General features: G+C 29.3%; 24 protein-coding genes. 14 read left to right on the top strand and 10 right to left on the bottom strand.

All coding sequences use genetic code 11. From position 1 onward, the window contains the following. Window positions 1–46 precede the first annotated feature (46 nt). Window positions 47–796 carry a hypothetical protein gene (locus ABIV_RS09025; protein ID WP_114839568.1) on the bottom strand — a complete coding sequence of 250 codons (750 nt, stop codon included), beginning with the start codon at window positions 794–796 and terminating at the stop codon, window positions 47–49. Window positions 797–1,091: 295 nt separating this feature from the next. Between ABIV_RS09025 and ABIV_RS09020 the strand changes: the two genes are divergently transcribed. Continuing rightward, window positions 1,092–2,207, top strand: coding sequence for a pyridoxal phosphate-dependent aminotransferase (locus ABIV_RS09020; RefSeq protein WP_114839567.1), 1,116 nt, complete (start codon window positions 1,092–1,094; stop codon window positions 2,205–2,207). Here ABIV_RS09020 and ABIV_RS09015 read toward each other — a convergent pair. The 7 genes from ABIV_RS09015 to pgp3 all read right to left on the bottom strand — a co-directional run bounded on the left by ABIV_RS09015 (window position 2,193) and on the right by pgp3 (window position 8,745). Continuing rightward, window positions 2,193–2,831, bottom strand: a complete 639-nt coding sequence (locus ABIV_RS09015; protein ID WP_114839566.1) for an HAD family hydrolase — start codon at window positions 2,829–2,831, stop codon at window positions 2,193–2,195. The genes ABIV_RS09020 and ABIV_RS09015 overlap by 15 nt on opposite strands. Beyond that, complete coding sequence (locus ABIV_RS09010) at window positions 2,828–3,235, bottom strand: ModE family transcriptional regulator (RefSeq protein ID WP_114839565.1); 408 nt, start codon at window positions 3,233–3,235, stop codon at window positions 2,828–2,830. Before ABIV_RS09010 ends, ABIV_RS09015 begins: the two co-directional genes overlap by 4 nt. A 224-nt stretch (window positions 3,236–3,459) precedes the next feature. After that, complete coding sequence (locus ABIV_RS09005; RefSeq protein WP_114839564.1) at window positions 3,460–4,044, bottom strand: LOG family protein; 585 nt, start codon at window positions 4,042–4,044, stop codon at window positions 3,460–3,462. Next, complete coding sequence (locus ABIV_RS09000) at window positions 4,041–6,524, bottom strand: efflux RND transporter permease subunit (protein WP_114839563.1); 2,484 nt, start codon at window positions 6,522–6,524, stop codon at window positions 4,041–4,043. Before ABIV_RS09000 ends, ABIV_RS09005 begins: the two co-directional genes overlap by 4 nt. Window positions 6,525–6,531: 7 nt before the next feature. Beyond that, window positions 6,532–7,104 (bottom strand): MlaC/ttg2D family ABC transporter substrate-binding protein, encoded by a 573-nt coding sequence (locus ABIV_RS08995; RefSeq protein WP_114839562.1) that lies wholly within the window; start codon window positions 7,102–7,104, stop codon window positions 6,532–6,534. A gap of 2 nt (window positions 7,105–7,106) precedes the next feature. Beyond that, window positions 7,107–7,829, bottom strand: coding sequence for an MlaA family lipoprotein (locus ABIV_RS08990; protein ID WP_114839561.1), 723 nt, complete (start codon window positions 7,827–7,829; stop codon window positions 7,107–7,109). Window positions 7,830–7,896: 67 nt separating this feature from the next. Beyond that, on the bottom strand, window positions 7,897–8,745 hold the full coding sequence (pgp3, locus tag ABIV_RS08985; protein WP_114839560.1) for a peptidoglycan metallopeptidase Pgp3: 849 nt from the start codon (window positions 8,743–8,745) through the stop codon (window positions 7,897–7,899). Between the two features lie 99 nt (window positions 8,746–8,844). On the opposite strand from pgp3, the gene ABIV_RS08980 reads away from it, so the two are divergent. Beyond that, entirely contained in the window at window positions 8,845–9,552 is a 708-nt protein-coding gene (locus tag ABIV_RS08980; protein ID WP_114839559.1) for a YebC/PmpR family DNA-binding transcriptional regulator, read from the top strand. Window positions 9,553–9,573: 21 nt separating this feature from the next. Here ABIV_RS08980 and ABIV_RS08975 read toward each other — a convergent pair whose 3' ends face one another. Continuing rightward, window positions 9,574–10,329, bottom strand: a complete 756-nt coding sequence (locus ABIV_RS08975) for a M48 family metallopeptidase (RefSeq protein ID WP_228254282.1) — start codon at window positions 10,327–10,329, stop codon at window positions 9,574–9,576. Between the two features lie 99 nt (window positions 10,330–10,428). Here ABIV_RS08975 and yddG point away from each other — a divergent pair, with 99 nt between their 5' ends. After that, the gene (gene yddG / locus ABIV_RS08970) at window positions 10,429–11,319 is read left to right on the top strand and encodes an aromatic amino acid exporter YddG (protein WP_114839558.1); all 891 of its coding nucleotides are present in this window, start codon (window positions 10,429–10,431) and stop codon (window positions 11,317–11,319) included. Here yddG and ABIV_RS08965 read toward each other — a convergent pair. Beyond that, window positions 11,309–11,752 carry a YiiD C-terminal domain-containing protein gene (locus ABIV_RS08965; protein WP_114839557.1) on the bottom strand — a complete coding sequence of 148 codons (444 nt, stop codon included), beginning with the start codon at window positions 11,750–11,752 and terminating at the stop codon, window positions 11,309–11,311. The genes yddG and ABIV_RS08965 overlap by 11 nt on opposite strands. A gap of 337 nt (window positions 11,753–12,089) precedes the next feature. Between ABIV_RS08965 and ABIV_RS08960 the strand changes: the two genes are divergently transcribed. From ABIV_RS08960 to ABIV_RS08910, 11 genes are all read left to right on the top strand, one after another. Continuing rightward, entirely contained in the window at window positions 12,090–14,666 is a 2,577-nt protein-coding gene (locus ABIV_RS08960; RefSeq protein ID WP_114839556.1) for a bifunctional aconitate hydratase 2/2-methylisocitrate dehydratase, read from the top strand. Window positions 14,667–14,794: 128 nt separating this feature from the next. Then, complete coding sequence (locus tag ABIV_RS08955; protein WP_162917998.1) at window positions 14,795–15,385, top strand: TetR/AcrR family transcriptional regulator; 591 nt, start codon at window positions 14,795–14,797, stop codon at window positions 15,383–15,385. Further along, window positions 15,375–16,277, top strand: coding sequence for an NADH-quinone oxidoreductase subunit B family protein (locus ABIV_RS08950; protein ID WP_114839555.1), 903 nt, complete (start codon window positions 15,375–15,377; stop codon window positions 16,275–16,277). Before ABIV_RS08955 ends, ABIV_RS08950 begins: the two co-directional genes overlap by 11 nt. Further along, complete coding sequence (locus ABIV_RS08945; protein WP_114839554.1) at window positions 16,274–17,629, top strand: nickel-dependent hydrogenase large subunit; 1,356 nt, start codon at window positions 16,274–16,276, stop codon at window positions 17,627–17,629. The genes ABIV_RS08950 and ABIV_RS08945 overlap by 4 nt, the downstream gene beginning before the upstream one ends. 248 nt (window positions 17,630–17,877) lie before the next feature. Next, window positions 17,878–19,116: a hydrogenase small subunit gene (locus tag ABIV_RS08940; RefSeq protein WP_114839553.1), complete on the top strand. Its 1,239-nt coding sequence runs from the start codon at window positions 17,878–17,880 to the stop codon at window positions 19,114–19,116. 3 nt (window positions 19,117–19,119) lie between these two features. Beyond that, window positions 19,120–20,856, top strand: coding sequence for a nickel-dependent hydrogenase large subunit (locus ABIV_RS08935; RefSeq protein ID WP_114839552.1), 1,737 nt, complete (start codon window positions 19,120–19,122; stop codon window positions 20,854–20,856). A 1-nt stretch (window position 20,857) separates the two neighbouring features. Continuing rightward, complete coding sequence (locus ABIV_RS08930; RefSeq protein WP_114840489.1) at window positions 20,858–21,580, top strand: cytochrome b/b6 domain-containing protein; 723 nt, start codon at window positions 20,858–20,860, stop codon at window positions 21,578–21,580. 119 nt (window positions 21,581–21,699) lie between these two features. Further along, the gene (locus tag ABIV_RS08925; protein ID WP_114839551.1) at window positions 21,700–22,275 is read left to right on the top strand and encodes a HyaD/HybD family hydrogenase maturation endopeptidase; all 576 of its coding nucleotides are present in this window, start codon (window positions 21,700–21,702) and stop codon (window positions 22,273–22,275) included. After that, window positions 22,266–23,801, top strand: a complete 1,536-nt coding sequence (locus tag ABIV_RS08920) for a Kae1-like domain-containing protein (protein ID WP_114839550.1) — start codon at window positions 22,266–22,268, stop codon at window positions 23,799–23,801. Before ABIV_RS08925 ends, ABIV_RS08920 begins: the two co-directional genes overlap by 10 nt. 135 nt (window positions 23,802–23,936) lie before the next feature. Beyond that, the gene (locus tag ABIV_RS08915) at window positions 23,937–25,130 is read left to right on the top strand and encodes a hydrogenase small subunit (RefSeq protein WP_228254281.1); all 1,194 of its coding nucleotides are present in this window, start codon (window positions 23,937–23,939) and stop codon (window positions 25,128–25,130) included. 3 nt (window positions 25,131–25,133) lie between these two features. Then, complete coding sequence (locus ABIV_RS08910; RefSeq protein ID WP_114839548.1) at window positions 25,134–26,864, top strand: nickel-dependent hydrogenase large subunit; 1,731 nt, start codon at window positions 25,134–25,136, stop codon at window positions 26,862–26,864. Window positions 26,865–26,870: the final 6 nt, after the last annotated feature.

Raw genomic sequence — 26,870 nt, 5'->3', positions numbered from 1 at the left:
ACTATAATATCAAACAAAAAAAATAAAGTCAATGAATATTTATGTTTTAATTATAAGGCTCACTAATAGGAGGAAAGCTTTCAAAGGATTTTTTTATTGCTTTTTCAATAGAGCCTTTAAACTTTGAAGCTTGCATTGGTGAAGCAAATTGGATAAAGTCTTCAGACCATTGTAAAGTTTTTTCTCTTTTATAAGCAAAAGCAACATTTTTGTTTAGTTCATCTTTACATCTTCTAAAAATAGTTTGTGCATAGTTATTAATATAGATAAACTCTTTAGGATTTACTTTTTCTCCCCAAGCAAAAAATACAAATTTTCCTTTTGGAATAATATTTTTACAATCTAAATACATGATATCTCTATCAAATTCAGTGTTTTGTTGAGAATAATAAATTTCTAAATCACTATCAAACTTCATTAATAGTGATGAAGCATCAATATTTTTTTCTACAAGATTAAATAGGTTAATTATTTCAACAAGTTTACCATCAAACTTACCTTGCATTGCATGTTTAAATAAAGTAATATAGTTCTCACATTTTAATTCAATCATTTCATCAAATTTATCAAAGTCTTGATCAAGTAAATACTTATTTGAATCATAGCCAATAGGAGTAACTACTGGGTTATATAAAATTATAGTACCAATAATATTTTTCTTTTTATCTTTAGTTGTTTTTATTAATTGTTTTAATTGTTTGGCATCAATCTCTTCATTTTCTTTATTAAAGTATAAATAACTAGATGTTAAAAACACCTCTTCATACTTAGTTTCAAGTGTTCCAAAATATTGCATGTTAATCCTTATAATAGTCTTGAAATAGTATCTAAAGAATTCTCATAATTTGTTAAAAGAAGATTAAAACTTAAATAAGACTAAAATACTCCTATTTGTTTTAAACTCTGTTTTTTAGTTAAGAGTAGTTTGATAAGATTTCAATACATTAAAAAATTTTGATGTAAACTACACAGCCAAAACTTAATGAGAGCGACATTTTTTATTCTTCTCCTTCGCTAATGCTTGCTCTCATTATTTTATAAATCTAACTTCATTTATAGTATAATCCACTTTTTAATTATTAGGATTACTTATGAGATATGAAAATATGAATTCTTTTATTGTTATGGATATAGTAAGAGAAGCACAAAAATATGAAGATACTATACATTTTGAAATAGGGCAACCAGATTTAACTCCAAATGAAAAGGTAAAAGAGGCTCTTAAAAAAGCTGTTGATGAAAATAAGTTTTCTTATACTGAGAGTTTAGGTCTTTTTGAACTAAGAGAGAAAATTGCAAAACATTATAAAAAAGAGTATGGTGTAAATATTGATGAATCTCAAATTTTATTGACTCCAGGAACTTCGGGTGCTTTTTTAATTGCTTATACATTAACGTTAAAACATAATGGTAAATTAGGACTTAGTGACCCTTCTTATCCTTGTTATAAGAACTTTGCAAATATGCTAGATATTGAACCTATTTTTATGAATATTAATAAAGAGTGTGATTATGAATTAAAAGTAGAACATCTAAAAAAACACAAGTTAGATGCTTTACAAATCTCTTCACCTTCTAATCCTACCGGAAATATCTATTCAAATGAAAATTTAAAAGAGTTAATTAATTATTGTGAAGAAAATAAGATTCATTTTATTTCTGATGAGCTTTATCATGGACTTATTTATGAAAAAGAAGCAGCAACTGCTTTAGAATTTAGTGAAAATGTTTTTGTTATTAATGGTTTTTCAAAGTATTATTGTATGCCAGGTTTAAGGCTAGGATGGATAGTAGTTCCTAAAAATTTAGTAAGAGAAGCAGAGATTATTGCACAAAATATATTTATTTCAGCTCCTACTTTATCTCAATATGCTGCTTTAGAAGCATTTGATTATGAATATTTAGAGCAGATAAAAAATAAGTTTAAAGCAAGAAGAGATTATTTATATACAGAACTAAATGAGATTTTTAGTGTTGATGCAAAACCTGATGGAGCTTTTTATCTTTGGGTTGATGTTTCAAAATATACAGATGATAGTTTTGCTTTTGCTAAAGAGCTTTTAGAGAATATTCATCTTGCTACAACACCTGGTAAAGATTTTGGTAAAAATGAAACAAATAAGTATCTGAGATTTGCCTATACAAGAGATATAGAGCATATGAAAGAGGGAATTAATAGGTTAAAAGAGTATCTAAAGAGTAGATAAGAGCTCTTTTAACTCTTCAAGTTTTTTTATATGATAACTTGCATTTGTAAAATCATGAGTTTTTGTAAATTCATTATGAACTATTACACATTCAATTCCTGCATTAAAAGCAGAACTTAAACCTCTTTGAGAATCTTCAACAACTATTGCCTCTTCTTTTTTTGCATTAAATCTTTTTAGTCCTGCAAGATAGGGGTCTGGTGCTGGTTTAGCCTTTACATACTCTTCAACACATAAAGAAAAATCCATAAAATCAACGATACCTCTATTTTTATGAATTAATTCAAAGTCAACTCTTCTTGATGTTGTAATAATTGCCATTCTATAAGATTTTGAAAGTTCTTCTAAAAGAGTTTTAACCCCTTTTATTTCGATATTTTTTGTTTGTAGGAAGTCTTGATAAAAAAGGTCTCTTTTTTCTCTTTGTTTGTTTACAAGCTCTTTTGAAACTCCTTCTTCAAAAGCAAGTTCCCATGCAGTTCCACCTCTTGCCATAATTTGAAGATATCTATTTAGTTCAAGATGAATATTTAGCTCTTTTAAAGCCTTTACATTGGCTTCATAATACCACTTTTCTGTTTCTACTAAAACTCCATCATTGTCAAATAAAATAAATTTTTTCATTTATCATCATATTTTTCAAACTCTTCATCATAAAAACATCCAAGTTGACAATGTCTTACTTTTATATCTGAGTTATTAATTGTTGAACCAACTTTTCTTAAACTTGAACCTTTATCTCTTGCTGTATACCAAGCTACTTCACAATCAATTTTTTTATCTTGGGCAAAATTTTTAGAGAGTTTATCATAGATGTTATCATCTAGCTCTGAGAAGTTTAGTTTACCAAAAACACCAAGTTCACAGTTAGTAATTTTAATATTCATTGATCTTGTTATTTCTGCCATGTCTTTTGGCTTCATACCTATAAGTCTAGCAACTTTAAATGCTTTTAAGCATGAAAGTTTACCATCTTCATCAAGATTTGTAAGAAGTAAATCTCTTTGAATATTATCAAGTTTTTTCATTAATTTATATAGCCTTAAAATTTTTTGAATTTTACAATTATAACATACTAATGTGTAGCATATGTGATAATCATATTTATATTAAAAAAAAAGCAGAGCAAGGAGAAGCTCTGCTTTTTATAAAGGAGATTGTTTGTTCGCAAAAATGCTCTGAGTAAGTTCGCGGTTACTCATCGCTTAATAAAATTATAATAGTTAACAATTAATTGAATAGTAACAAAAAATTAACAGTTGGTTAATGCCTTTAAAATCTCCCATTTATTCTTTGGTGGAGTATAGTTTTTGAAGTTTGTATATATCTTTTCAATATCATCACTAACAATAATTGAATCTAAATGTTCCTTTAGCATAAAGCCTTCATTTACTGCTGTATTTAAAAATCCAATCAATTTATCATAATAGCCATTTACATTATAAAAAGCACAAGGTTTATTAGAATAACCTACTTGAATAGAAGTAAGTATCTCTGAAATCTCCTCTAATGTTCCACAACCACCTGGATATGCAATAAAAGCATCAGAAAGTTCTTCCATCTTTGCTTTTCTTTCTCTAATACTATCTACTTTAATAATATTAGAAAGTTTTTCATTCTCTAGTTCTTTATTTGCCAAATCATGAGTTATAACTCCATAAACAGGAATATCTTTCTCTAGGGCATAATTAGAGATAACACCCATTAATCCTGCTTTACTTCCTCCATATACAATAGAACAAGACTTCTTTGCTAAAAAATCAACCATATTTAAAGCAGTTGTTTTATAAATCTCATTTTTCCCAAAACTTGAGCCACAATATATTGCTATATTCATATTTTTAAAGTCCTCATCTTTTTATCTCCATATGGTTTTAATAAGATTAATAATTTAGGAAGTAAAAGTAGGGCAGAGCTTAACATTGTTGCCATAACAATTACTGTTAGTAGTCCAAAATAAATAGTTGGAATTAAATTTGATAAAACTAAAATAGAGAAACCAACAATTACTACTAATGAGGTATAAGTCATTGCATATCCTATACTTTCATGACTTCTTTTCATTGCTTCTAAATAATTATGGTCTTTTTTATACTCTTCATGGAATCTGTGAATATAGTGAATTGTATCATCAACTCCAATTCCAATAGAGATAGCTGCAATAGTTATAGTCATAATATCAAGTGGAATATTTAACCAGCCCATAATCCCAAAGATAATTGAAATAGGTACAATATTTACAAGTATTGCAATTGTTGCAATTAATACAGACCTAAATAGAATTAAAAACATAATAAATAGAATAACTACAACAAAACCAAGAGTTTTTATTTGTGAATCAAATAGTGATTGAAGCATATTATTATATAAAACCATTAGATTTGATAATCTAAATTCAATATTTGAACTATTAATAACTTTAGGTAGCTCAGAGTTTATTTTTTTTAAAAGTTCATCTCTTCTTAACTCTGGATTTGAATCAATTATTCTTGTAGTGATTCTTGCTTGATTATTTTCAATATTTATATATGGGCTTAAAATGATTTTTTTATACTCTGGTGGTAATTTATTATATAATAAAGCAAGGGTAAAACTATCTAACTCTTTATCTTCATTTAATAGTTTTCCTACTTTAGTTAAAGTTGCTAATGATTGTACTTTTCCTATCTCATCAATTGTCTCTAAATAGTCATGTACTCTTGTAATAGCATCTAATTTATCTTTTGTAAACCAATATTGTTTATCATTTGAATCTATTGCAAATTCATCTTCAAAAGAGTCAAAACCACTCTCTTGTTTTTTCTTTTGTTTCTCTTCTTTAAAAGTAAGAACAACATCTAAAGGGGTTGTTCCTCCTAAATTTTCATCAATTACTTTCATTCCTTTATAAATTTGAGTAGATTCTTTAAAATAGTTAATAAAACTGTTTTCAACGATTAATTTTGTAGTACCAGTTAATGAAAAAATAACAACAAGAATACTACCTAGAATAATCTTTTTACCATGATTTTCTACTAAATATGTAGAGATTGAAATAGTATTTAATTTAAAGTTAGACTCTTTTGTACTATTAACTCTTTTTAGAAGAATTAATATAGCAGGAAAAACAATAAAGGCAATTAATAAAGAGATAGCAATTCCTGTACTCATCATCCAACCAAGGTTTTTAACTGGCTGAATTCCTGATAAAACTAAAGAACCAAATCCTGCAATTGTAGTAATAATAGCAAAGAAAGAGGGGTTTAGTTTTGAAAGAATAGTATTTATTACAAGTTTATATTGAGAAGCGTGTTTATATTTAGAACTAAGTTCTCTATATCTTACAATTAAGTGTAAAACAATAGAGATAGTAATAATTAATTGTAAAGCAATAAAGTTAGATGAAATAACTGTAACTTCCCAAGCAAAGAAACCTAAAGCACCTGCTGTTGAAACTACAGATAAAATACAAATCAATAAAGGAAGAGTAATCCAAATACTTTGTTTGAAAATAATCCATAAAATAAAAATAAGCAGTAAAATTAAAGTTGAACCATAAATCACTAAATCGTTTTTAACAAAAGTGATAATATCATCAGCAATCATATTTACTCCACCTAAAAAGAGTGAAGCTTCATTTTGATATTTTGATATGATATCTCTTATTTCTGAAATTGTTTGACTGTTTTCTGCTCTTTGAATATCTCTAAACTTTTTAAAGTCAATCTGGATTTGATTTAGTTTTATTAATTCTTCTTTTGAGATAGTGTTAGCTCTTTTTTTATCTAAAAGCTCTTTTCTTTTATCAATAAAGTTAAAATACTCTTTATTTTCTTTTAAATTTAAAACTAAAGCAGTTGTCTTAAAATCAGCACTAACTAAAGCATTTTTATATATTTCTGATTCTAAAAACTCTTTTTTCACTAACTCTTTATTTGGATTACTTTTTTCTAAAGTTCTTACATTATCAACTAGCTTTGATAGTTTTTGAACTGGAGATTGAAGTAAAGGAACATTTAAAATAGAAGTAACTGAGTCAATATTTTCTAATTTTACTAATTCATCAGATAATTTCTTTAAAGTTTTTAATGATTCTTCTGATAATAAATCCTCTTTAGGAGAGTAAGTAATAAGTAAAAAGTCTGGATTATAGTAAAGTTTAGAAACTTTTCTTGCAAATTGTAAATCTTTGTCATTATCTAATAATAGAGTTTCAGAAGAGGCATCAATTTCTAACTTTGTAGAGTAATATCCTAAAAATATTACTCCTAAAAGAAGAATAAAAACTGTTTTAAAAGGGTGCTTAATAACAGTTAAGTCGAAAATCTTTTTTGTCATATCTTAACTATTTTTTTGTATCTAAATTTTTTAGTAATTCATCAAAAGATTTATCTTTTAAAAATCCTGCAAATTGTTGTCTATATGTTTGAATAATACTTACTCCAACTAAGTTGATATCATAAATTTTCCATTCATCTTCTGTTTTTTGATAAAATTTATAATCAATGTCAAAGTTGTCTTTCTCACCAATTAACGTAGTATTTACTACCAATCTATTTTTCTTTGGCTCTTGAGTTCCTAAGAATTTAACTTTTTGGTCTGTATATAAATCAAGTTTATTTAAATAAGATTTTTTTAAAACTTCTGTAAATAAAAAAGAAAACTCTTTTTGTTTTTCACTTGATAATGAATTCCATTCTTTTCCTAACGATAATCTAGCCATTAGTGTGTAGTCAAAAACTGGGTCCATAATTGAGATAATTTTAGATGATTTTTCTTCTTTTTTTAACTCTTTATTTTTTAAAATTGATAATACACTATTTACTTTTTCTACCATAAAAGGTTCAATATTCTCTTTCTTTACTGCAAATAGTAGAGTTGTAGAAACTAAAAGAAGTATAAAATATTTTTTTAACATAATTATTCCTTAATCTCTTTTTCTCTTCTTTGATTATAAGCATCTTTTAGAAGAGAGTATAAATCAATAGCATCTTTTGTAAAGGCTTCATATTTACCTTGATTTAATGATGAATGATTTACAAATTTAATTGCTTGAATTGCTACTGTTTTCTCTGTATTATTAGGTATTTTATATCCATAAGAACTCATGTCTGTTAAAGGACTTATATAACCATCCGCAACAAGACCAATACTGTCTCTTAAGTTTGATGGTCCAAAAAATGGTAATACAATATGAAAACCTTCTCCTATTCCATAAAAAGCAAGAGTTTGACCAAAGTCTTCATCTCTTTTTTCTAAATCCATTTTTGTTGCGGGATCCATCAATCCTGCAAGTCCAAAAGTAGAATTAATTGTAAATCTACCTAACTCTTCAAATGCATATGCGAATTTCAATTGAAGAAGATTATTAACAAACCTAATAGGGAAAGTGATATTATCAATGAAGTTTGAAATACCTGTTCTCGCTACTTCAGGAACAACCTTTGCATATCCTTTTGCAGTTGGTGCTACAATGTTTAAATAAACATAATGATTAAATGAAGTCATAGAACGATTGTATCCTGAAAGAGGATCAAAACTTTCAGTCTTTGTACTAAATTCATTACTAAAATCATCTTTTTCTATTTCTTGTGCAAAACAAATGCTTGTAAGCATCAAAAAAAGAACAACCAGTTTTCTCATTTTAACTTTTCCTTGTGTGTGTAAAAGAATTTAGGATAGCAAATAATATTATAAAAGTAGCTTAATACTATAGATTATTATTTAATAACTCAATGGCTTGTAGCGGATCTACTAGGATACCATGAATTCTGAAAGAGAAGTGTAAATGTGGACCTGTTATTCTTCCTGTACTACCGCTTAAGCCGATAATATCGCCTTTCTTTACAAAGTCACCTACTTTAAAGTTCTTTTTACTTAAATGATAGTAACCACTATAAATTCCTTGTCCATGATCTATAACAATAGATTTTCCTGCATAAAACCTATCTTCTGCAATCACTATTTTTCCATTATTTATAGCTTTAATAATTGTTCCATTTTTTGCTCTAAAATCAGTACCACTATGATAAGATTTTAAAGTTCCATTATAGACTCTTTTTTTACCAAAATCACTAGTAATTTTACTATTTATAGGATAAATAAAATCATCTTTTATATATAATTTTGGGGTAGTTTTATTATAGATATTCATTGCTCGCTTGTATTCTTTGTCTACACGCTTCTTATTTTTATCATTTAAAGTTACTTTTGAGTTATCTGTTACTTTGATAATTTCACTTTTATAGTTTCCATCAATTACTTCAATATTAATACCTTTAAAAACTTTTTTATTGTTCTTTATATATGAAACTATTATCTTGTACTTATCAAACTCTTTATAATAAGAGATTGGTACTAAAGCATAATAGCTATCTTTTTTATTTGGTATTTCAAAAAAGTCAATGTTGTGTGAATCAATTGTTAATTTTGGATTTTTGATATTTTTCTCTTCAAGTTTTAAAAACAGAGTATTTGCATTTTTTATTTTTTGAGATGAGATATCAAGTGCAAAAATTAATTGATTAATAATAAATAAAAGTATTAGGATTTTTTTCATAAAGGAATATTAGCAAAAAAATATTATTACTATCTTATAAAGCTATTATAACAAAAAGGGTATAATACGCGAAAATTAAAAAAGTTTATGGAGTTTTTTATGGGTAGAGCCTTTGAGTATAGAAAAGCAGCAAAAATGAAAAGATGGGGAAATATGTCAAGAGTTTTCCCAAAACTAGCAAAAGCAATTGAAATTGCAGCAAAAGCTGGTGGTGGTGACCCTGACATGAATCCTGTTTTAAGAACTGCAATACTAAATGCTAAAGCACAAAACTTACCAAAAGCAAATATTGATGCAGCTATTAAAAGAGCAACAGGAAAAGATGCGACAAACTATGTTGATGTAAATTTTGAAGGGAAAGGTCCTCATGGTGTTCTAATTTTTGTTGAGTGTGCAACTGATAATAATACAAGAACCGTAGCAAATGTTAAAATGCATTTTAATAAAAATGGAGGACAAGTTGTTCCTACTGGTTCTTTAGAGTTTATGTTTGATAGAAAAGCTATTTTTGAATTTGATAAACCAGAGATGGAATTAGAAGAGCTAGAACTTGAACTAATTGATGCTGGATTAGAAGAGATTGAAGAAGAAGATGGTTTATGTATTGCAATTGCAAATTATACTGACTTTGGAAATATGAATACTAAATTTGAAGAGTTAGAAATTGAGCTTAAAAAAGCTGAATTAAAAAGAATTTCAAACAATCCACAAGAGTTTACAGAAGAGCAACAAGAAGAGATTGGTAAATTATTAGAAAAGCTTGAAGATGATGATGATGTTCAAGCAGTATTTACAAATATGGAGTAATAAATAACATAGATTTCTATGTTATTTACTCTTTTGAATTTTATTAATTATATTTTTAATATTATTAATTCTACTAGTTGAGTTAGGGTGAGTTGAAAGAAATTCAATACTTTCTTTTTTACCTTCACTCATATTTTCCCAAAACTTAATTGCTTCACTTAAATTATATCCTGCTTTATACATTAGATATATCCCAATTTCATCAGCTTCACTTTCTTGCATTCTTCCATATGGCATTAAAACTCCATATTGAGCTCCTAAACCATAAGCAATATTAAAAGCTTGAGAATATTGAGGAGCTTGGGAATTTAGGGCAATATTACCTATTGCTTGTAGTCCTTGAGAAAGCATACTTGCACTTACTCTTTCTGCTCCATGTCTTGCTAAAGCATGGGCTATCTCATGGGAAATAACTGTAGCAAGCTGGTCATCATTTTTAGCAACTTCTAAAATTCCAGTATAAACTACAACTTTACCTCCTGGAAGGCAAAAGGCATTTTTAGCTTTATTTTCTACTAAATTAAATTCCCACTTATAATTTTTATTTGCAACTTTTGCAATTTTCTTACCAATTTCAGCTACTCTTTTTGCATCTTTACTATTAGTTATAACTTTTGATTCTTTTAAGGCTTTTTTATAACTCTCTTCACCTAAAGCTAACTCACTCTCTGTTGAGATTAAAATCATTTGATTTCTATTTGTATATGGTGCTTTATTTGTACATGCAATAAAAAACATTGAAAGAAAGATTAGAAAAAATATCTGTTTTAGTTTCAAAGTGACTCCTTTTTTGTGATTTAATTTTATCAGAAAAAAAATTATTTTAAGAATAAGAGAGTAAAATCCAATTTTAGTATAAGAGGAGTATAAGATAGAATGAATCACTCAAAAGGAAATATATTAGGACTAATTACAATACTATTATGGTCTTCTTTAGCCTTATTTACTGTTTTTTCAGGAAATATTCCACCTTTTTTATTATTATCTATCTCTTTTAGTGTAGCTTCTTTTATAGGTTTTTTTGTATTAAAAAAACAGAAAAAATCTTTTAAAGAGTTATTAAAAATCTCTCCAAAAGTTTATTTAATTGGAATAGTGGGTCTTTTTGGTTATCACTTTTTCTATTTTTTAGCAATAAAAAATGCACCTGCTATTGAAGCAAATCTAATCAATTATTTATGGCCTTTATTAATAGTACTTTTTTCTGCATTTTTACCAAATGAAAAATTAAAATGGTTTCATATTTTAGGAACTATTCTTGCTTTTATTGGAGCTTTTTTACTTGTTTTAAAAGATGGAAGTTTAGAGTTTGATACAAAATATATTTTAGGATATAGTTTTGCTTTAGTTGCTGCTTTTTTATGGTCATCTTATTCAGTAGTTTCAAAAACTTTAACCCATGTTCCAACTTTTGCTGTTACGGGTTTTTGTATTCTTACTGCAATTTTGTCATTAGTTTCTCATCTAATTTTTGAAACAAGTTATTTGCCTAATTCTTTAGAACTTTTTTCAGCAATCATGTTAGGATTAGGTCCCGTTGGAGGAGCTTTTTATTTATGGGATTATGCTTTAAAAAATGGAGATATAAAACTTTTAGGTTCTTTATCTTATTTAGCACCATTACTATCTACATTACTTTTAGTTTTAGTTGGAATTTCAGAAATGACTATAATAATTGCTTTAGCTTGTAGTTTTATTATCTTAGGTTCTTTAATTAGCTCTAAACAATATTTAAAAATGATAAAAAAAGTTCTTTTTAAATCTTAATTACATAAATTCCTTCAAAATCAACACATACTTTATTATCTTCTATAATTTGAGATTTAATTCTTAACGAGCCACTTCCTTTTGTTTCAAGCTTCTCTTTTAATCTTTCTATTTCCTTTTGATTTGGGAATAGTGTTTTACAATATAAAGCTTTTTTTACAGGTGCTCTATATGCTGTATCACTTTTAATTACTGCAATCATTGTATCTTTATATTTTAGTTGTTCTTCAACAATTAAATAACAAGCACTCCACGAAGAAATTGTAACTAAGGTACTTAAACTTCCAGCAAAAGCAGTTTTCTTATCATTGATATTTGGCCCAATGGGTGCAGAAGTAAATAATTTGTTTTCTTCAATTTTTTCTATTTTCATTTGCATATATTTTGTTAAAGGTATTTGTTCATGAAGTTTGTTTTCTAGTTTTTTAAGCAAAAAAATCCTTTTATTTTTAATGGTTATATTTTAATATAAAAAATTTTTGTACTTTATTAATTATTTTTTATTTAATATATATGTACAATCCAATGCTTTAATGTACAAAAATTGTACACGATAAAAATCTAAAAAAAGTTTTTTATTTATTTTAATATTTTTAAGCTTCCCCTATTGTTCGAAAGGGCTTTGGCTTAGGCTAGTAAATATCTTTTTTATTACTTTTTGTAACTTTTTTTTAAAGAATAAAAAATTGTAACTTACTTAACAGAAATTGTACATTAAAGCAAATAAACATTATGCTATACTAGTGCTACAAATTTATTAGGAGATCTATATGAGTTTATTAGCTACTTATAAAGCACATACCCAAGAGAGATTAAACGAAGGTGGATTACCACCATTAGCGTTAACTGCTGAGCAAACTGCAGAGTTAGTTGAATTATTAAAAGCTAACCCAGTTCAAGAAGCAGAGTACTGCTTAGATTTATTTAAAAATAAAATCAACCCAGGTGTTGATGATGCTGCATATGTAAAAGCTGCATTTTTAAATGACATTGTTCAAGGAAATGTTACATGTTCAGTTCTTTCTAAGACTGAAGCTGTTGAAATTTTAGGAACAATGATGGGTGGATTTAATGTTACTCCACTTATTGAAGCATTAAAAGTAGAAGAAGTTGCAGAAGTTGCAGCTACTCAATTAAAAAACACTATTTTAGTTTATGATGCATTCAATGATGTAAAAGATTTAATGGATGCTGGAAATGCTAAAGCAAAAGAAGTTATTGAGTCATGGGCAAATGCAGAATGGTTCACAAACAAGCCAGCATTAGAAGAAGAAATTAAATTAACTGTTTATAAAATCCCAGGTGAAACAAATACAGATGATTTATCTCCTGCAACTGTTGCATTTACAAGACCTGATATTCCATTACACGCAACTGCAATGTTACAATCAAGAATGGAAAAACCATTAGAAAAAATGGAAGAGTTAAGACAAAAAGGTAATCCTTTAGCATACGTTGGTGATGTTGTTGGTACTGGTTCATCAAGAAAGTCTGGTATTAACTCTGTTCAATGGCATATGGGTAGAGATATTCCAGGTGTTCCAAATAAAAGAACTGGTGGTGTTGTAATTGGTTCTATTATTGCTCCAATTTTCTTCAATACTGCAGAAGATTCAGGTTGTTTACCAATCGAAGCTCCAGTTGATGCTTTAGAAACTGGTGATGAAATTATCGTTAAACCATATGCAGGACAAATTCTTAAAAATGGTGAAGTAGTTTCTGAATTCAAATTAGCTCCAAATACTATGACTGATGAGATGAGAGCAGGTGGAAGAATTCCTTTAATTATTGGTAAAGGATTAACTGCTAAAGCTAGAGATGTATTAGGATTAAGTGCATCTGATATGTTTATTACTCCTGAGCAACCAGCAGATTCTGGAAAAGGTTTCTCTCAAGCACAAAAAATGGTTGGTAGAGCTTGTGGAATTGAAGGTGTTAGACCAGGTATGTATGTTGAGCCAATCGCAACTACTGTTGGGTCACAAGATACAACTGGACCAATGACTAGAGATGAGATTAAAGAACTTGCTGCACTATCTTTTGGTGCTGATATGGTTATGCAATCATTCTGTCACACTGCTGCTTATCCAAAACCAGCAGATATTAAATTAAGACACACTTTACCAGATTTCATCAACTCAAGAGGTGGTGTTACACTTAAGCCAGGTGATGGTGTTATTCACTCTTGGTTAAATAGATTATGTTTACCAGATACAGTAGGTACTGGTGGAGATTCTCATACAAGATTCCCAATTGGTATCTCTTTTCCTGCAGGTTCTGGTCTTATTGCTTTCGCAGGTGTTACTGGAATGATGCCTTTAACTATGCCTGAGTCTGTATTAGTAAGATTTAAAGGTAAAATGCAACCAGGAATTACTTTAAGAGATTTAGTTAATGCAATTCCATATCAAGCAATTCAAGATGGATTATTAACTGTTCCTAAGAAAAATAAAAAGAATGTTTTTGCTGGTACAATTATTGAGATTCAAGGTTTACCAGATCTTAAAGTTGAGCAAGCATTTGAATTATCTGATGCAGCAGCAGAAAGATCAGCAGCAGCTTGTTCTGTTCAATTAAACAAAGAGCCAATTATTGAGTACTTATCTTCAAATATTGCATTAATTGAAAAAATGATTGAAGAGGGTTATGAAGATGCAAGAACTCTTCAAAGAAGAGCTGATAAAATGAAAGAGTGGTTAGCAAACCCTGAATTAATTGAACCAGATGCAGATGCTGAATATAAAGCAGTTATTGAAATCGATTTAGATCAAATTAAAGAGCCAATTTTAGCTTGTCCTAATGATCCAGATGATGTTGCTACATTATCAGAGATTTTAGCTGATGATAACAGACCTAAGAAAATTGATGAAGTATTCGTAGGTTCTTGTATGACTAATATCGGATTATTTAGAGCTTTAGGTGAAGTATTAAAAGGTGAGGGTGAAGTTCCTGCTAAATTATGGGTTGCTCCTCCAACAAAAATGGATGAAGCTCAATTAACAGAAGAGGGATATTATGCAGTATTCGCAGCAGCTGGTGCGAGACTTGAAATTCCTGGATGTTCTTTATGTATGGGTAACCAAGCACAAGTAAGTGAGGGTTCAACTGTATTCTCTACGTCTACAAGAAACTTTGATAACAGACTTGGTAAAAACTCTAAAGTATATTTAGGTTCTGCAGAAGTTGCAGCAGTTGCAGCACTTTTAGGAAGAATTCCTACAGTTGCAGAGTACATGGAAATTGTACCTAAGAAAATTACTGAGCAAAATAAAGATGGAGTTTATAAATACTTAAACTTCCACCAAGTATCAAAAGAGCATTTAACTACATTAGTTACTTCAAGATAATACTTCAAAAGATAAAGAGATTTTCTCTTTATCTTTTTTTTTCATATAAATATTATATGAATATTCATTTACTATTAACTTTTTTCATATTATAATAAAAATAACAAATTTTAAATCCAAGGAACAATGTGACTTTAAAAGAAGAAAAGAAAAATTCAATTATTGAAAAGTCTTTACTACTGTTCTCTAAAAATGGTTTTTATAATACAACAATTCCTGATATAGCAAAAGCTATGAGTATGAGTGTTGGGAATATGTATAACTATTTTAAATCAAAAGAAGAGTTAGCAAAGTTTGCCATTAAGTATTCAACTAATATCTTAGCTAGAGATTTAAGAGAAATCAATCAACTGCAAATTTCATCTAAAGATAAAGTATTCTTATTTACAAAAAAATATTTAGAAAATGTTCAAAAATCACCTGAAGTAATTGAGTATTTTTTAAGGGTTTATTTATCAAATAGAGAAGTTTTTAATAAAGATTGTGAAGGCTTTTTATGTGTAAGTGAATTTGTAACAGAAGTTATGATTTTACTAGATGAAGGTGCAGCGAGTAAAGAGTTTAGACAACAAGACTTTTTCCCTGCTTTTGCTATGATTATGGGTGCTCTTGGTGGTTTTGCTTTTCTTTCAGGAGAAAAGGTTTTAGATAAAGAGATTGTATCTTATTCTGATGCTGTAGCCCAAAACATCTATAGAGCTTTAAAGTATGACGAGTAGGGAGTGTAGTAAACCTAAAATAGTTTGGCTTCAAGCTATAACTTGCAATGGAAATACTCACTCACTTTTAAGTGCAAATGCAAATAGATTAAAACTATTTTTAGATAGTTTTAATCTTATTTATCATCCTTCTTTAACTACAGAACTTCTATTAGAAGAGTTACTTCAACAAAATGAAGAGATTGACTTTTTACTTGTTGAAGGAGCAATTACTTCAAATAAAGATTTCTTTCAAATATCTAATCAAACTACAAGTGAAGTTTTAAAAAAGCTTGTTTTAAAATCAAAATATTTAATTGCTGTCGGTTCATGTGCTTCTTATGGTGGAGTTCATAAAAAATTTGAACAAAATAGTGATATTTTTGGTTTAGAAGAGGCTTTAGAAAAAAAAGAGATATCTTCTTTATTTCATCCTATAATAAATCTTACTGGCTGTCCTGTACATCCTGAATGGATTTTTCAAACTCTATTTTCATTAAAAGAGTATAAAAAAATTGGACTTGATGAAAAAGGAAGGCCTAAAGAGATATATTCTCATTTAGCACATCATGGTTGTACTAGAAATGAATATTTTGAATGGAAAGTTGAAGCCAAATCTTTTGGATTAAAAGAGGGCTGCCTTTTTTATGAGCAAGGGTGTCGAGGACCTATGACTCACTCAAATTGCAATAGAGTATTATGGAATGATGTAAATACTAAAACAAGAGCAGGAATGCCTTGTATTGGTTGTACAGAGTTTGATTTCCCAAGGGATAATATGTTGGAAACAAAAAAGAATATAGGTATTCCTGACCAAGTACCAATTGGTGTTAGTAAAAGAGCATATCTATCTCTTGCTGGAGTTGCAAAAACTTTTAAAATTGAAAGATTACATGAAAGAATTATTAAATGAAAACTGTTGATATTGTAGAAAGAATAGAGGGTGAAGCAAAATTAGTTTGTCAATGGGAAAAAAATAAAATTTCTGATGTAAGAGTAGAGTTTTTAAATTTTAGAGGCTTTGAATATATTTTAAAAGGGAAAGCTCCTTTAGATGCTTTAGTTTATACTCCAAGAATTTGTGGGATTTGTGGACAAGCTCACTTAAAAGCAACAGTTGAAGCTTTAGAACAAATTTATAAAAATCATAATGAAGAATTAATTATAACAAATAAAGCAAAATTACTTAGAGAAGTAGGCTTAAATATAGAGATTATTGATTCTCATATAAAATGGTTTTATATGTTTATTATGCCTGATGTAGTTAAGTTTTCTAATAATGATTATTCAGAATATAAAGCGTTAAAAGGTAAAAAATGGTTAGAGGCTTCTGCTTGTGCAAGTGAAGTTATAAAAGTATTAGCTATTATTGGTGGTCAATGGCCTCATACTTCATATATGATACCTGGTGGAGTTGTTAGTGATCCTACTTTACTTGATTTAACTACTATGCAAAATTATATTGATTATGGAATTAAGTTTTTTGAAAATAATTTAGTTGGTATGGAAATTGAAAACTATTTATCTTTTAATGAAGCAGAAGACCTTTATAAAGTAAAAGCAGATTTAAAAGATTTTATTACTTTATCTTTTGAAAATGGTTTTGAAAAAATAGGAAAATCATATAATAGACATTTAGTGTTAGGAAGTTCTTTATCTTTTGAAGAGGGAAAAATCAATAAAAAACTAATCAAAAATATTGATTTCGAAAATATAGAAGAACTCTCTTTAAACACTTTTAATATTGATAAAAGTAAAAATTCAAAAGATGCATATACTTGGTCTAAAAGTGCTTTATATGCAAATAACTTTTATGAAACAGGTCCTTTATCAAGAACTTTAGTACAAAATAGAAAATTTATTTCAAGTGTACATAAACACTATAAAGACTCGATGTTTACAAGAGTAATGGCAAGAATGGATGAACTTGGTTTTTTACTTAAAAAAACAAAAGAATTAATAAAAAGAGTTGATATAAGTGAAGATTCTTTTATCAAACCTAAGATTTCTATAAATGAGTTTAAACATGGATTAGCAGAAGTTGCAGTTGAAGCTTGTCGAGGTTCACTATATCATGAAGTAGAAATTGAAGATGGAAAAATATCTAAATATGATGTTATTACTCCTACTGTTTGGAATTTAGGTCCTGGTATAGATGGAAAACTTTCAACTTCGCAAAAAGCAATAATAGGAACAAACTCTATAGAAAAAGCAAAACTTATTTTACGAAGTTTTGATGTTTGCTCTGTTTGTACTACTCACTAATTTTTGTTTCATTTAGAAACAAATCTTGAAAAAATAAAAAAAACTTTAAAGACTACATATCTTATGTAGTTTTAGAACTTAGCTTTCTTAAATTTCCCTTTAAAAAGATTGTCTTATTTTTCAATGCTACGCTCATGCTACGTTATTATAAGAAATTGTTATTTTTAGTAATTTGACATTAAGTAAGAAAAAGTTAAGTTTATAATGAGATAAATGAATGTTCATTTAATAAGTAAAAAGGAGAGGAAATGGTTGATTCTCAAGAGATGGTAAAAAAAGTTTTTACCCAGAATTCTGCAAGAATTGATACAAACAAAGGTGATGCTTATTACAACTCGCTTTTTGAAAAGGCAAAAGAGAGACTTAAAGCATTAAGAGCACAACCTGCACTAAAAGATATCGATATGATGGAAGTAGTGGAGAGTGAAGGTGTAAACAGAAGAGATTTTATGAAGTGGGCAAGTGCTACAACTGCAACACTTATGTTACCTCCTATGTTTACTCCTTTAGTTGCTGAAGCAACTGAGCTTATGAATAGAGTTCCTGTAATTTGGATTGAATTACAAGACTGTGCTGGTAATTCAGAAGCTATTTTAAGGTCTTCTACTCCTACTGTAGATGATTTACTTTTTGATGTTCTTTCATTAGAGTTTCACCATACTTTAATGGCAGCTTCAGGACATCAAGCAGAGCATCAATTAGAAGATGCAATGCATCATTTCAAAGGAAAGTATCTATTATTTGTTGAGGGAGCTATCCCGACAGCATTAAATGGTCAATATGGAACTATTGGTCCTAGTGGAGAGACTTTCCAAGAGCATTTAGCTAGATTATCAAAAGATGCAGCAGCAGTTGTAGCAGTTGGTACATGTGCAACTTATGGAGGTGTTCCTGCAGCAGCTCCAAATCCAACAGGTGCAGTTGGTGTAATGGATTTAGTAAAAGGTAAACCTGTTATTAATATTCCTGCTTGTCCCGCAAATCCTGCAAATATGGTTGGTGTAGTTTTACATTATGTATTAACAGGTCAAGTTCCAGAACTAGATTCACTTCTTAGACCAAAATTTGCTTTTGGTTATAGAATCCATGATAATTGTGAAAGAAGAGCTCACTTTGATGCTGGTGAATTTGTTGAAGAGTGGGGAGATATTGGAGCTCAAAATAATTTCTGTTTATATAAAGTAGGTTGTAAAGGGCCTATGACATTTAATAACTGTTCAATTATTAGATATAACGAAGGTGCGAACTGGCCTATTGGTGTTGGACGTGGATGTATTGGATGTTCTGAACCAGATTTCTGGGATAAATATGCATATGAAAGACCAATGGCAGATGCAAATATTAAAGCTCCTACTGGTGGAGTAGAAAAAACTGTTGATGAGTTTGGTTTAGGATTATTAACAGCAACAACAATTGGTATTGGTGTACATGCAGTTGCAAGTGCAGTTGCAGGGAAAAGAACAGTTCACAGTGAAGATGAGGAATAAGAGATGAGTAAACATGTAGTAATAGATCCAATAACAAGAATCGAAGGACATCTTAGAATTGAAGCAGTAATTGATGACAATAATGTTATTCAAGAGGCTTATAGTTCTTCAACGATGTTTAGAGGTATTGAAGAAATTTTAAAAGGTAGAGACCCTAGAGATTGTGGTCTTTTAGCTATGAGAATTTGTGGTGTATGTACAGGAACTCACTATCAAAGAAGTATTGAAGCAGTTGAACATGCTTTTGGTGTTACTATTCCAAAAAATGCAAGACTTGTTAGAAACCTTATGCAAGGTGGATTATATATTCATGACCATATTGTTCATTTCTATCATTTACATGCACTTGACTGGGTAGATATTACAAAAGCTTTAGAAGCTGACCCTAAAAAGACAGTTGAAGAGGCTCAAAAGTGGGCAAAACTTTCAGGTCAAAGACCATGGAATGCTTCTGAAGATAATTATGCAGCAGTTCAAGAAAGAGTTGCTAAGTATGTAAAACAAGGAAGACTTGGTATTTTTGGAAATGCATATTGGGGAAGTAAAGCATATAAATTAACTCCTGAGCAAAACTTAATTGGTCTTTCTCACTATTTAGATGCTTTAGAATTACAAAGAGAAGTAGCAAAAGCACAAGCTATTTTTGGTGGTAAAAATCCACACCCTCAATCAATTGTAGTTGGTGGAGTAACTTGTGTTCAAGATATTAAAAATCCTGTAAGAGTTGCAGAGTTTAAAGATATTATTCAAAGAGCTCTTAAGTTTACTAAACAAGCATATTTACCAGATGTTTATATGGCTGGAACAATGTATGCTGATGAAGCACTTGCTGGTGTTGGTGGTGGTCTTGGTAACTTTATGTCTTATGGAGACTTTAACTTAGATGATTTACCATTCTATGACTCTGCAAAACTATTCCCTTCAGGTGTAGTTATGAACAAAGATTTATCAAAAGTTTATGATTTAGACCAAACAAAAATTACAGAAGATGTAACTCACGCTTGGTATGAAGGTACAACAAATAAACATCCATATGATGGAGTTACTAATCCTAATTATACAGGGTTTAAAGAGAAAAAAGATGGTATTGCATATTTAGATACTGATAAAAAATACTCTTGGATTAAATCTCCATTATATGATGATGAGAGAATGGAAGTAGGACCATTAGCAAGAATGGTTGTAGGAGTTGCAAGAGGTGATGAAAGAATTACTAAATATGTAACAACATTCTTAAAAAATGGAAACTTACCAACAAAAGTTCTTTTTTCAACAGTAGGAAGAACAGCAGCACGTGCAATTGAAACTGAATTAATGTGTGAAGAAGTTATTAACTGGTGTGATGAATTAGCAGCAAATGTTGCAAGTGGTGATTTATCTACTTGGACTGAGTTTGATTTTGACAAAGTTGCAAAAGATGCACAAGGTTATGGTATGGCAGAAGCACCAAGAGGTGGTTTAGGTCACTGGGTTAAAATCAAAGATGGAAAAGTTATGAATTATCAAGCTGTTGTTCCTTCAACTTGGAATGCAGCACCAAAAGATTATAAAGGTAGATTAGGAGCATATGAAGCTTCATTAGTTGGAACTAAAGTTGTAAATCCTGATGAGCCTTTAGAGATTATTAGAACAGTGCATAGTTTTGACCCTTGTATCGCTTGTGCAGTTCATATTGTAGATACAAATGGTAAAGAGTTAGCCGTTTATAAAGTAGATCCTTTAGGAGGATGCCGTGCCTAAAATGAAGCGGGTTGAAAGAATGACCCCAATCATGCGAATCATTCACTGGATGAATGCTATTTGTATGATTGTAGCGGTTGCAACCGGGCTATATATTGGATACCCATACTATCAAACATTAATTGCAGACCCTGCAGTTGATAAATATGTGATGGCATGGAATAGATGGGGACACTTCATAGCTGCAATTATCTTTGATGTTACAGCTATCTTAATTGGTTATTTATATCTTTTTTCTAGGTTTGAAAAGCCATATAAAAAGATTTTACCAACAAAGAAAAACTTTATAGAGTTTTGTGAAGTATTCTTTAACTTAATGACATTTAATAGAAGAAAGAAATTTGATTCAACACATAGTGATTCTTATAACATTATGTTTTTTACACTTTTTCATATTCTATTAGTATTTATGTTATTAACAGGACTTCAACTTTATGTTCATGGTTTAGCATCTGGTACTAGTTCTATTGGAGCTTGGTGGCCTTGGATGTTACACTTTGCAACTGATTGGACTTTAGATGTATTTGGTGGAAATATGGGAGTTAGAATTGCTCATCATACAGCTATGTATTTAATTCTTATGTGGGTTATGTGTCATATTTATTACCAAATATGGAGAACAATTTTCTGGAGAGAAGGTGACATCAATATTGTATTTGGTGGAACAAAATTTGTTAACAAAAATATTGTTAATTCAAAAGGTGAAGTAGAAAAAAACGATTAAGATAGTTTTATTTTTACTTCAAGAGGCTATGGCTACAATGCTATAGCCTTTTTTTATGAAGATTCATTAAAATCAATAATTTTGATTTTAGTGAGTTTTTTAATTTAATAGGATTTTTTATGAAAAATATTGTAGTTGGGGTTGGAAATGTATTGTTTAAAGATGAGGGTGTAGGAATTTATGCTTCTAAATTTTTACAGGAAAATTATGAGTTTGATGATAGTTTAGAGATAATTGATGGTGGTACTTTAGGTTTTAAACTAATGACATATTTTCAAGAGTATGATAATGTTATTATTTTAGATACAGTTTCTGTGGAAGATGAAGCAGGTTCAATTTATAGATTGCCTTCTGAGGTTCTTCTTGGAATGGGGCAATATAGAAAAACTGCACATGAAGTTGAGATTGTAGAGATGCTTGAGATTTGTTCAGTTTTAGATAAACATGCAACAGTTACAATTCTTGGAATTATTCCAGAAGATATTGAATCAGTAGAGATAGGATTAACTCCAAAACTAGAAGAGAAGTTTGAGGCTTTTATTTCACAAGCTTTGCAAGAGATTGAGAATATTGGTGTAACTATTAAAAAAGTTGATAATAAAGATTTAAAAACAGTTGCACAAGGATTAATTGGAAGTTATAATGGTGAACATTTAACAAGAATTCCAAATGAGGAAGATACAACATGGAACTAATTTATAAAATTGATTTTAATAGTACAAATTTCTATTTTAAACATATTATAGATGATTTAATTCAAGAATCTACTATAAATGCATATTCTAAAATGTATAGAGGATTTATTCTTTTAGTTTGTGAAGATGAAGCTGAAAAAATTGAGAATTTTTTTAAAATACTTGAAGAGAAATTACCTTTATCAATCTTCATTTCAAAAGCACAAGTTCTTGAAAAGTTTGATTTTGAAGCATTTGAAGAGTTAGAAGAACAAGATGTAAAGTTAAATCTTTCATTACTTACAAATGATGAAATTACAAAAACTATAAATGAAAACAATATAGATTTTTCTAATGATATTGAAAAAATAAAAGGAGGTGGAGTATCTAGATTTGAGACTCATAATGGCTTAAAAGATTTATTTTTACCTTCAGTTGAACAAAGGGAAAAGTTTGAAAAACTAGGTTATGAAGTAAAACTTTTAATAACAAATATAAATAAAATCTCAAATCTAGTTGATATTTCACAAAAAGATTTACAACTATTATGTTCAATAGAGAGACCACTTATTAAACTTAAATTTAAACTTTTAAAAAATGCTAAATCAGAATTTTCAAGTACAAGATTTATTTATGCAAAAATACCAGATGATAAAGAGACTCTACTTTTTGCGCAAGCTTTAAAAGAAGCAGGAATTGATTATTTACTTTATATTAATGATGAGGTTTATCAAGATGGCTTAAAAGTTACATATAATGAAGAACAAAATATTATAATTCATGGAGAAAAGGGCCTTTTCCCTAAATATGATTTTGATTTAAAAAGAAGAGTAAATTCTAGTTTAGATTATTTTGAAGAGTATGGCTCTGTTTATAAAGCATGTATTGCACAATTTAATAAAAGATTAGTATCTACAATTGGAGTTTATTTCTCATATAAAAGTGATGAATCAGCAATAAAAATTAATAGTGTTGAACATGGTGAAAAAGATATAATTTTAGTTCCAAATGTAGTAAATAATATTGAAAAATGTTTTGAAGATATAAAAAGTATTGATGAGAATACAAATAGATTAATTGATAATTATAAAAATAAATTTTCAAACTATTTTGAAAAAGAATTTAAAGACAAAGATTTAGATGGTTTTGAAGCTATTTTAAATATGTTAGCTTATGTTTTAGGAATGAAAGATTATAAACAGTTTGAAGATACTGCTTTAATGTTTACTGGAAAAAGTGGACTTCAAATAGATATGAAAGTTGTAAAAATAGATGATAAAAACTATTTAGACTATAGAAGAATAATTCAAAGTACAATGAGTTATAAAATGGCAGGAGTAGAAAATAGTCTACTTGCATACTCTTTTTATGAGTCTTTATGTGATTTTATTTCAGATAATATAAGTGAAATACAAAATGAAATAAATGCAAAAGATATTATTCTTTGTGGTGATATGTTTGCAAACTCTATTTTACTTTCAAAAGTAAAGAAAAAACTTAACTCTATCAATATTTTAATTCCAAAAGAATATCCTTTAGATTACTAAATAATTTACAATAAATTGGCTCAAAGTTACAAAATGAGTCAATTTATTTAAAAAAATGAACAATCATTCATGTTTTTTGATTTCGGTCAAGAAACTTTAACCTTTTATAGTATAGAATTTTATTAAATTAATAAAATGAATATTCATTCATTAGGCGAAGGATGGATTTTGCAAGAGCAAAGACTATATGAAAAACTGACTAAAAGGTTAAATGACTTAGAGAGACTTCCTAGACTAAAAGAGAATAAATCTATAGAGAGTCATTTAGAAGAAAATGGTGTTTCAAGAAGAGATTTTATGAAGTGGGCTACTGCTATTACTGCAATGCTTGCTCTTCCTGGTTCTTTTACACCACTTGTTGCAAAAGCTGCTAAATTAAGTGATAGACTTCCAATTATCTGGTTACATATGGCTGAGTGTACAGGATGTAGTGAATCACTTCTTAGAACAGATGCCCCAACTATTGATTCATTGATTTTTGATTATATTTCATTAGAATACCATGAAACATTAATGGCAGCAGCAGGTTGGCAAGCTGAACATAATTTAGAACATGCAATTGAGGCTTATAAAGGGCAATATATTTTAATGGTAGAAGGTGGAATTCCTTCTGGAAATAGTGCTCACTATTTAACTATTGGTGGACATGGACATACGGGTGAGTATTCTGCTAAAAAAGCATCTAAAAATGCTGCAGCAATATTTGCTATTGGTACATGTTCTTCTTATGGTGGAGTTCAAGCAGCAATTCCAAATCCTACAGGAGCCGTTGCTCTTTCGAAAATCACTGATAAACCAGTTATTAATGTTCCAGGTTGTCCTCCAAGTGAGAAAAATATTGTTGGAACTTTATTACACTATATTCTTTATGGAACACTTCCTGCACTTGATGCATATAATAGACCAAAATGGGCTTATGCAAAAAGAGTACACGACTTATGTGAAAGAAGAGGGCACTTTGATGCAGGTGAATTTGTTGAAGAATTTGGTGATGAAGGTGCTAAAAAAGGTTATTGTTTATATAAAGTAGGTTGTAAAGGACCATATACTTTTAATAACTGTTCAAAAAATAAATTTAACTCGCATATGTCTTGGCCTATTCAAGCAGGACATGGATGTATTGGATGTAGTGAACCTGATTTTTGGGATACTATGGGACCATTTGAAGAACCAGTTGCAAATAGATTATATAACACAGTATTTAAAGGGCTTGGTGCAGATGCAACAGCAGATAAAATCGGTGTAGGATTATTAACTGTTACAGGTATCGGTATTGCAGCACACGCAGCTATTTCAAAATTTAAAAACCCGAAAGATGGAGAGGAGTAAAATATGGCAAATAAAAGAGTTATCGTAGACCCAATTACAAGGATTGAAGGACACTTAAGAATTGAGGTTGAAGTTGATGAAAACAATGTAATTCAAAATGCTTATTCTACTTCTACTTTGTGGAGAGGTTTAGAGACAATTGTTAAAAATAGAGACCCAAGAGATGCAGGTTTTTTAATGCAAAGAATTTGTGGTGTTTGTACTTTCTCTCACTATCGAGCAGGAATTGAAGCAGTTGAAGATGCACTAGGTATTGTTCCTCCATTAAATGCAAAACTTACTAGGTCTTTAATGAACATGGCTTTATTTATGCATGACCATGTGGTTCACTTTTATCATTTACATGGACTTGATTGGGTTGATGTTGTTTCTGCACTTGATGCAGACCCTGCAAAAGCTTCTAAAGAGGCATTTGATTATGCAGAGTTTCCAATTGCAACTGGAGAAAATGACCTTAAAAAAGTTAAAACAAGAGTAAAAGAGTTTGTTGCTAAAGGACAATTAGGACCTTTCGCAAATGCTTATTGGGGACATAAAACTTATAGATTAACTCCTGAACAAAACTTAATTCTTTTATCACACTATTTAAAAGCTTTAGAAGTTCAAAGAGAGTTAGCAAAACTTATGGCTATGTTTGGTGGTAAACAACCACACCCACAAAGTTTAACTGTTGGTGGTGTAACATGTGTGATGGATTTATTAGACCCAAGTAGAATGGGTGAGTATTTAACTCTATTTAAAGTTGGAGCAGACTTTATTGAAAATGCATATCAAGCAGATGTTGTAATGGCTGCAAAGATGTTTAAAGATGAGCCATCTGTTACTGCACCAGCTGGTGTTATGAATTTCATGTCTCATAAAGAGATGCAATTAAATAGAACAGAGTTTTTATTTGATTCTGGAATTATTGAAAATGGGGATTTAGCAAAAGTATTTGAAATCAATGAGGATTTAATTACTGAAGAGGCAACTCACTCTTGGTACTCTGATAATGAAGCTTTACATCCATATGAAGGGAAAACAAATCCTAACTATACTGGCTTTAGAGATATGGATACAGTTGGACCTGATGGTAAAATGATTCACTCTAAAGTAGTTGATGAAAAAGGAAAATACTCTTGGATTAAATCTCCTAGATATGATGGAAAACCAATGGAAGTTGGACCATTAGCAGCTATTTTAATCTCTTATGCAAAAGGAAATGAAAAAATTGTTCCACTTGTAAATGATTTCTTAGCTAAAACAGGTCTTCCAAAAGCAGCACTATTTACAACTTTAGGAAGAACAGCAGCTAGAATGATTCAGTCACGTGCAATTGCAAAACATGGATTAGAAGCATTTAATACTTTAATTGAGAATTTAAAAGTAGACCAAGATACATATACTTCATATAAAATTGATAAAGATAAAGAGTATAGAGGAAGATTTATTGGTGATGTTCCAAGAGGTATGCTTTCTCACTGGATTAGAATTAAAAATGGTGTTGTAGAAAATTACCAAGCAGTTGTTCCTTCAACATGGAATGCTGGACCAATTGATTCATTAGGACAAATGGGACCTTATGAAGCAAACTTAGTAGGATTAAAGGTTCAAGATTTATCTCAACCTTTAGAGATTATTAGAGTTATCCACTCTTTTGACCCTTGTATTGCTTGTGCTGTTCACGTAATGGACAAAAAAGGTAATGATTTAGGAACATATAAAGTAGATCCAATTTACGGACTATCTTGTTAAGGGAGT

Origin of the sequence: Halarcobacter bivalviorum (assembly GCF_003346815.1) — a bacterium.
Taxonomy (GTDB): domain Bacteria; phylum Campylobacterota; class Campylobacteria; order Campylobacterales; family Arcobacteraceae; genus Halarcobacter; species Halarcobacter bivalviorum.
The sequence above is the reverse complement of the archived record's forward strand: the minus strand, read 5'-3'. Positions and strand labels throughout refer to the sequence as shown.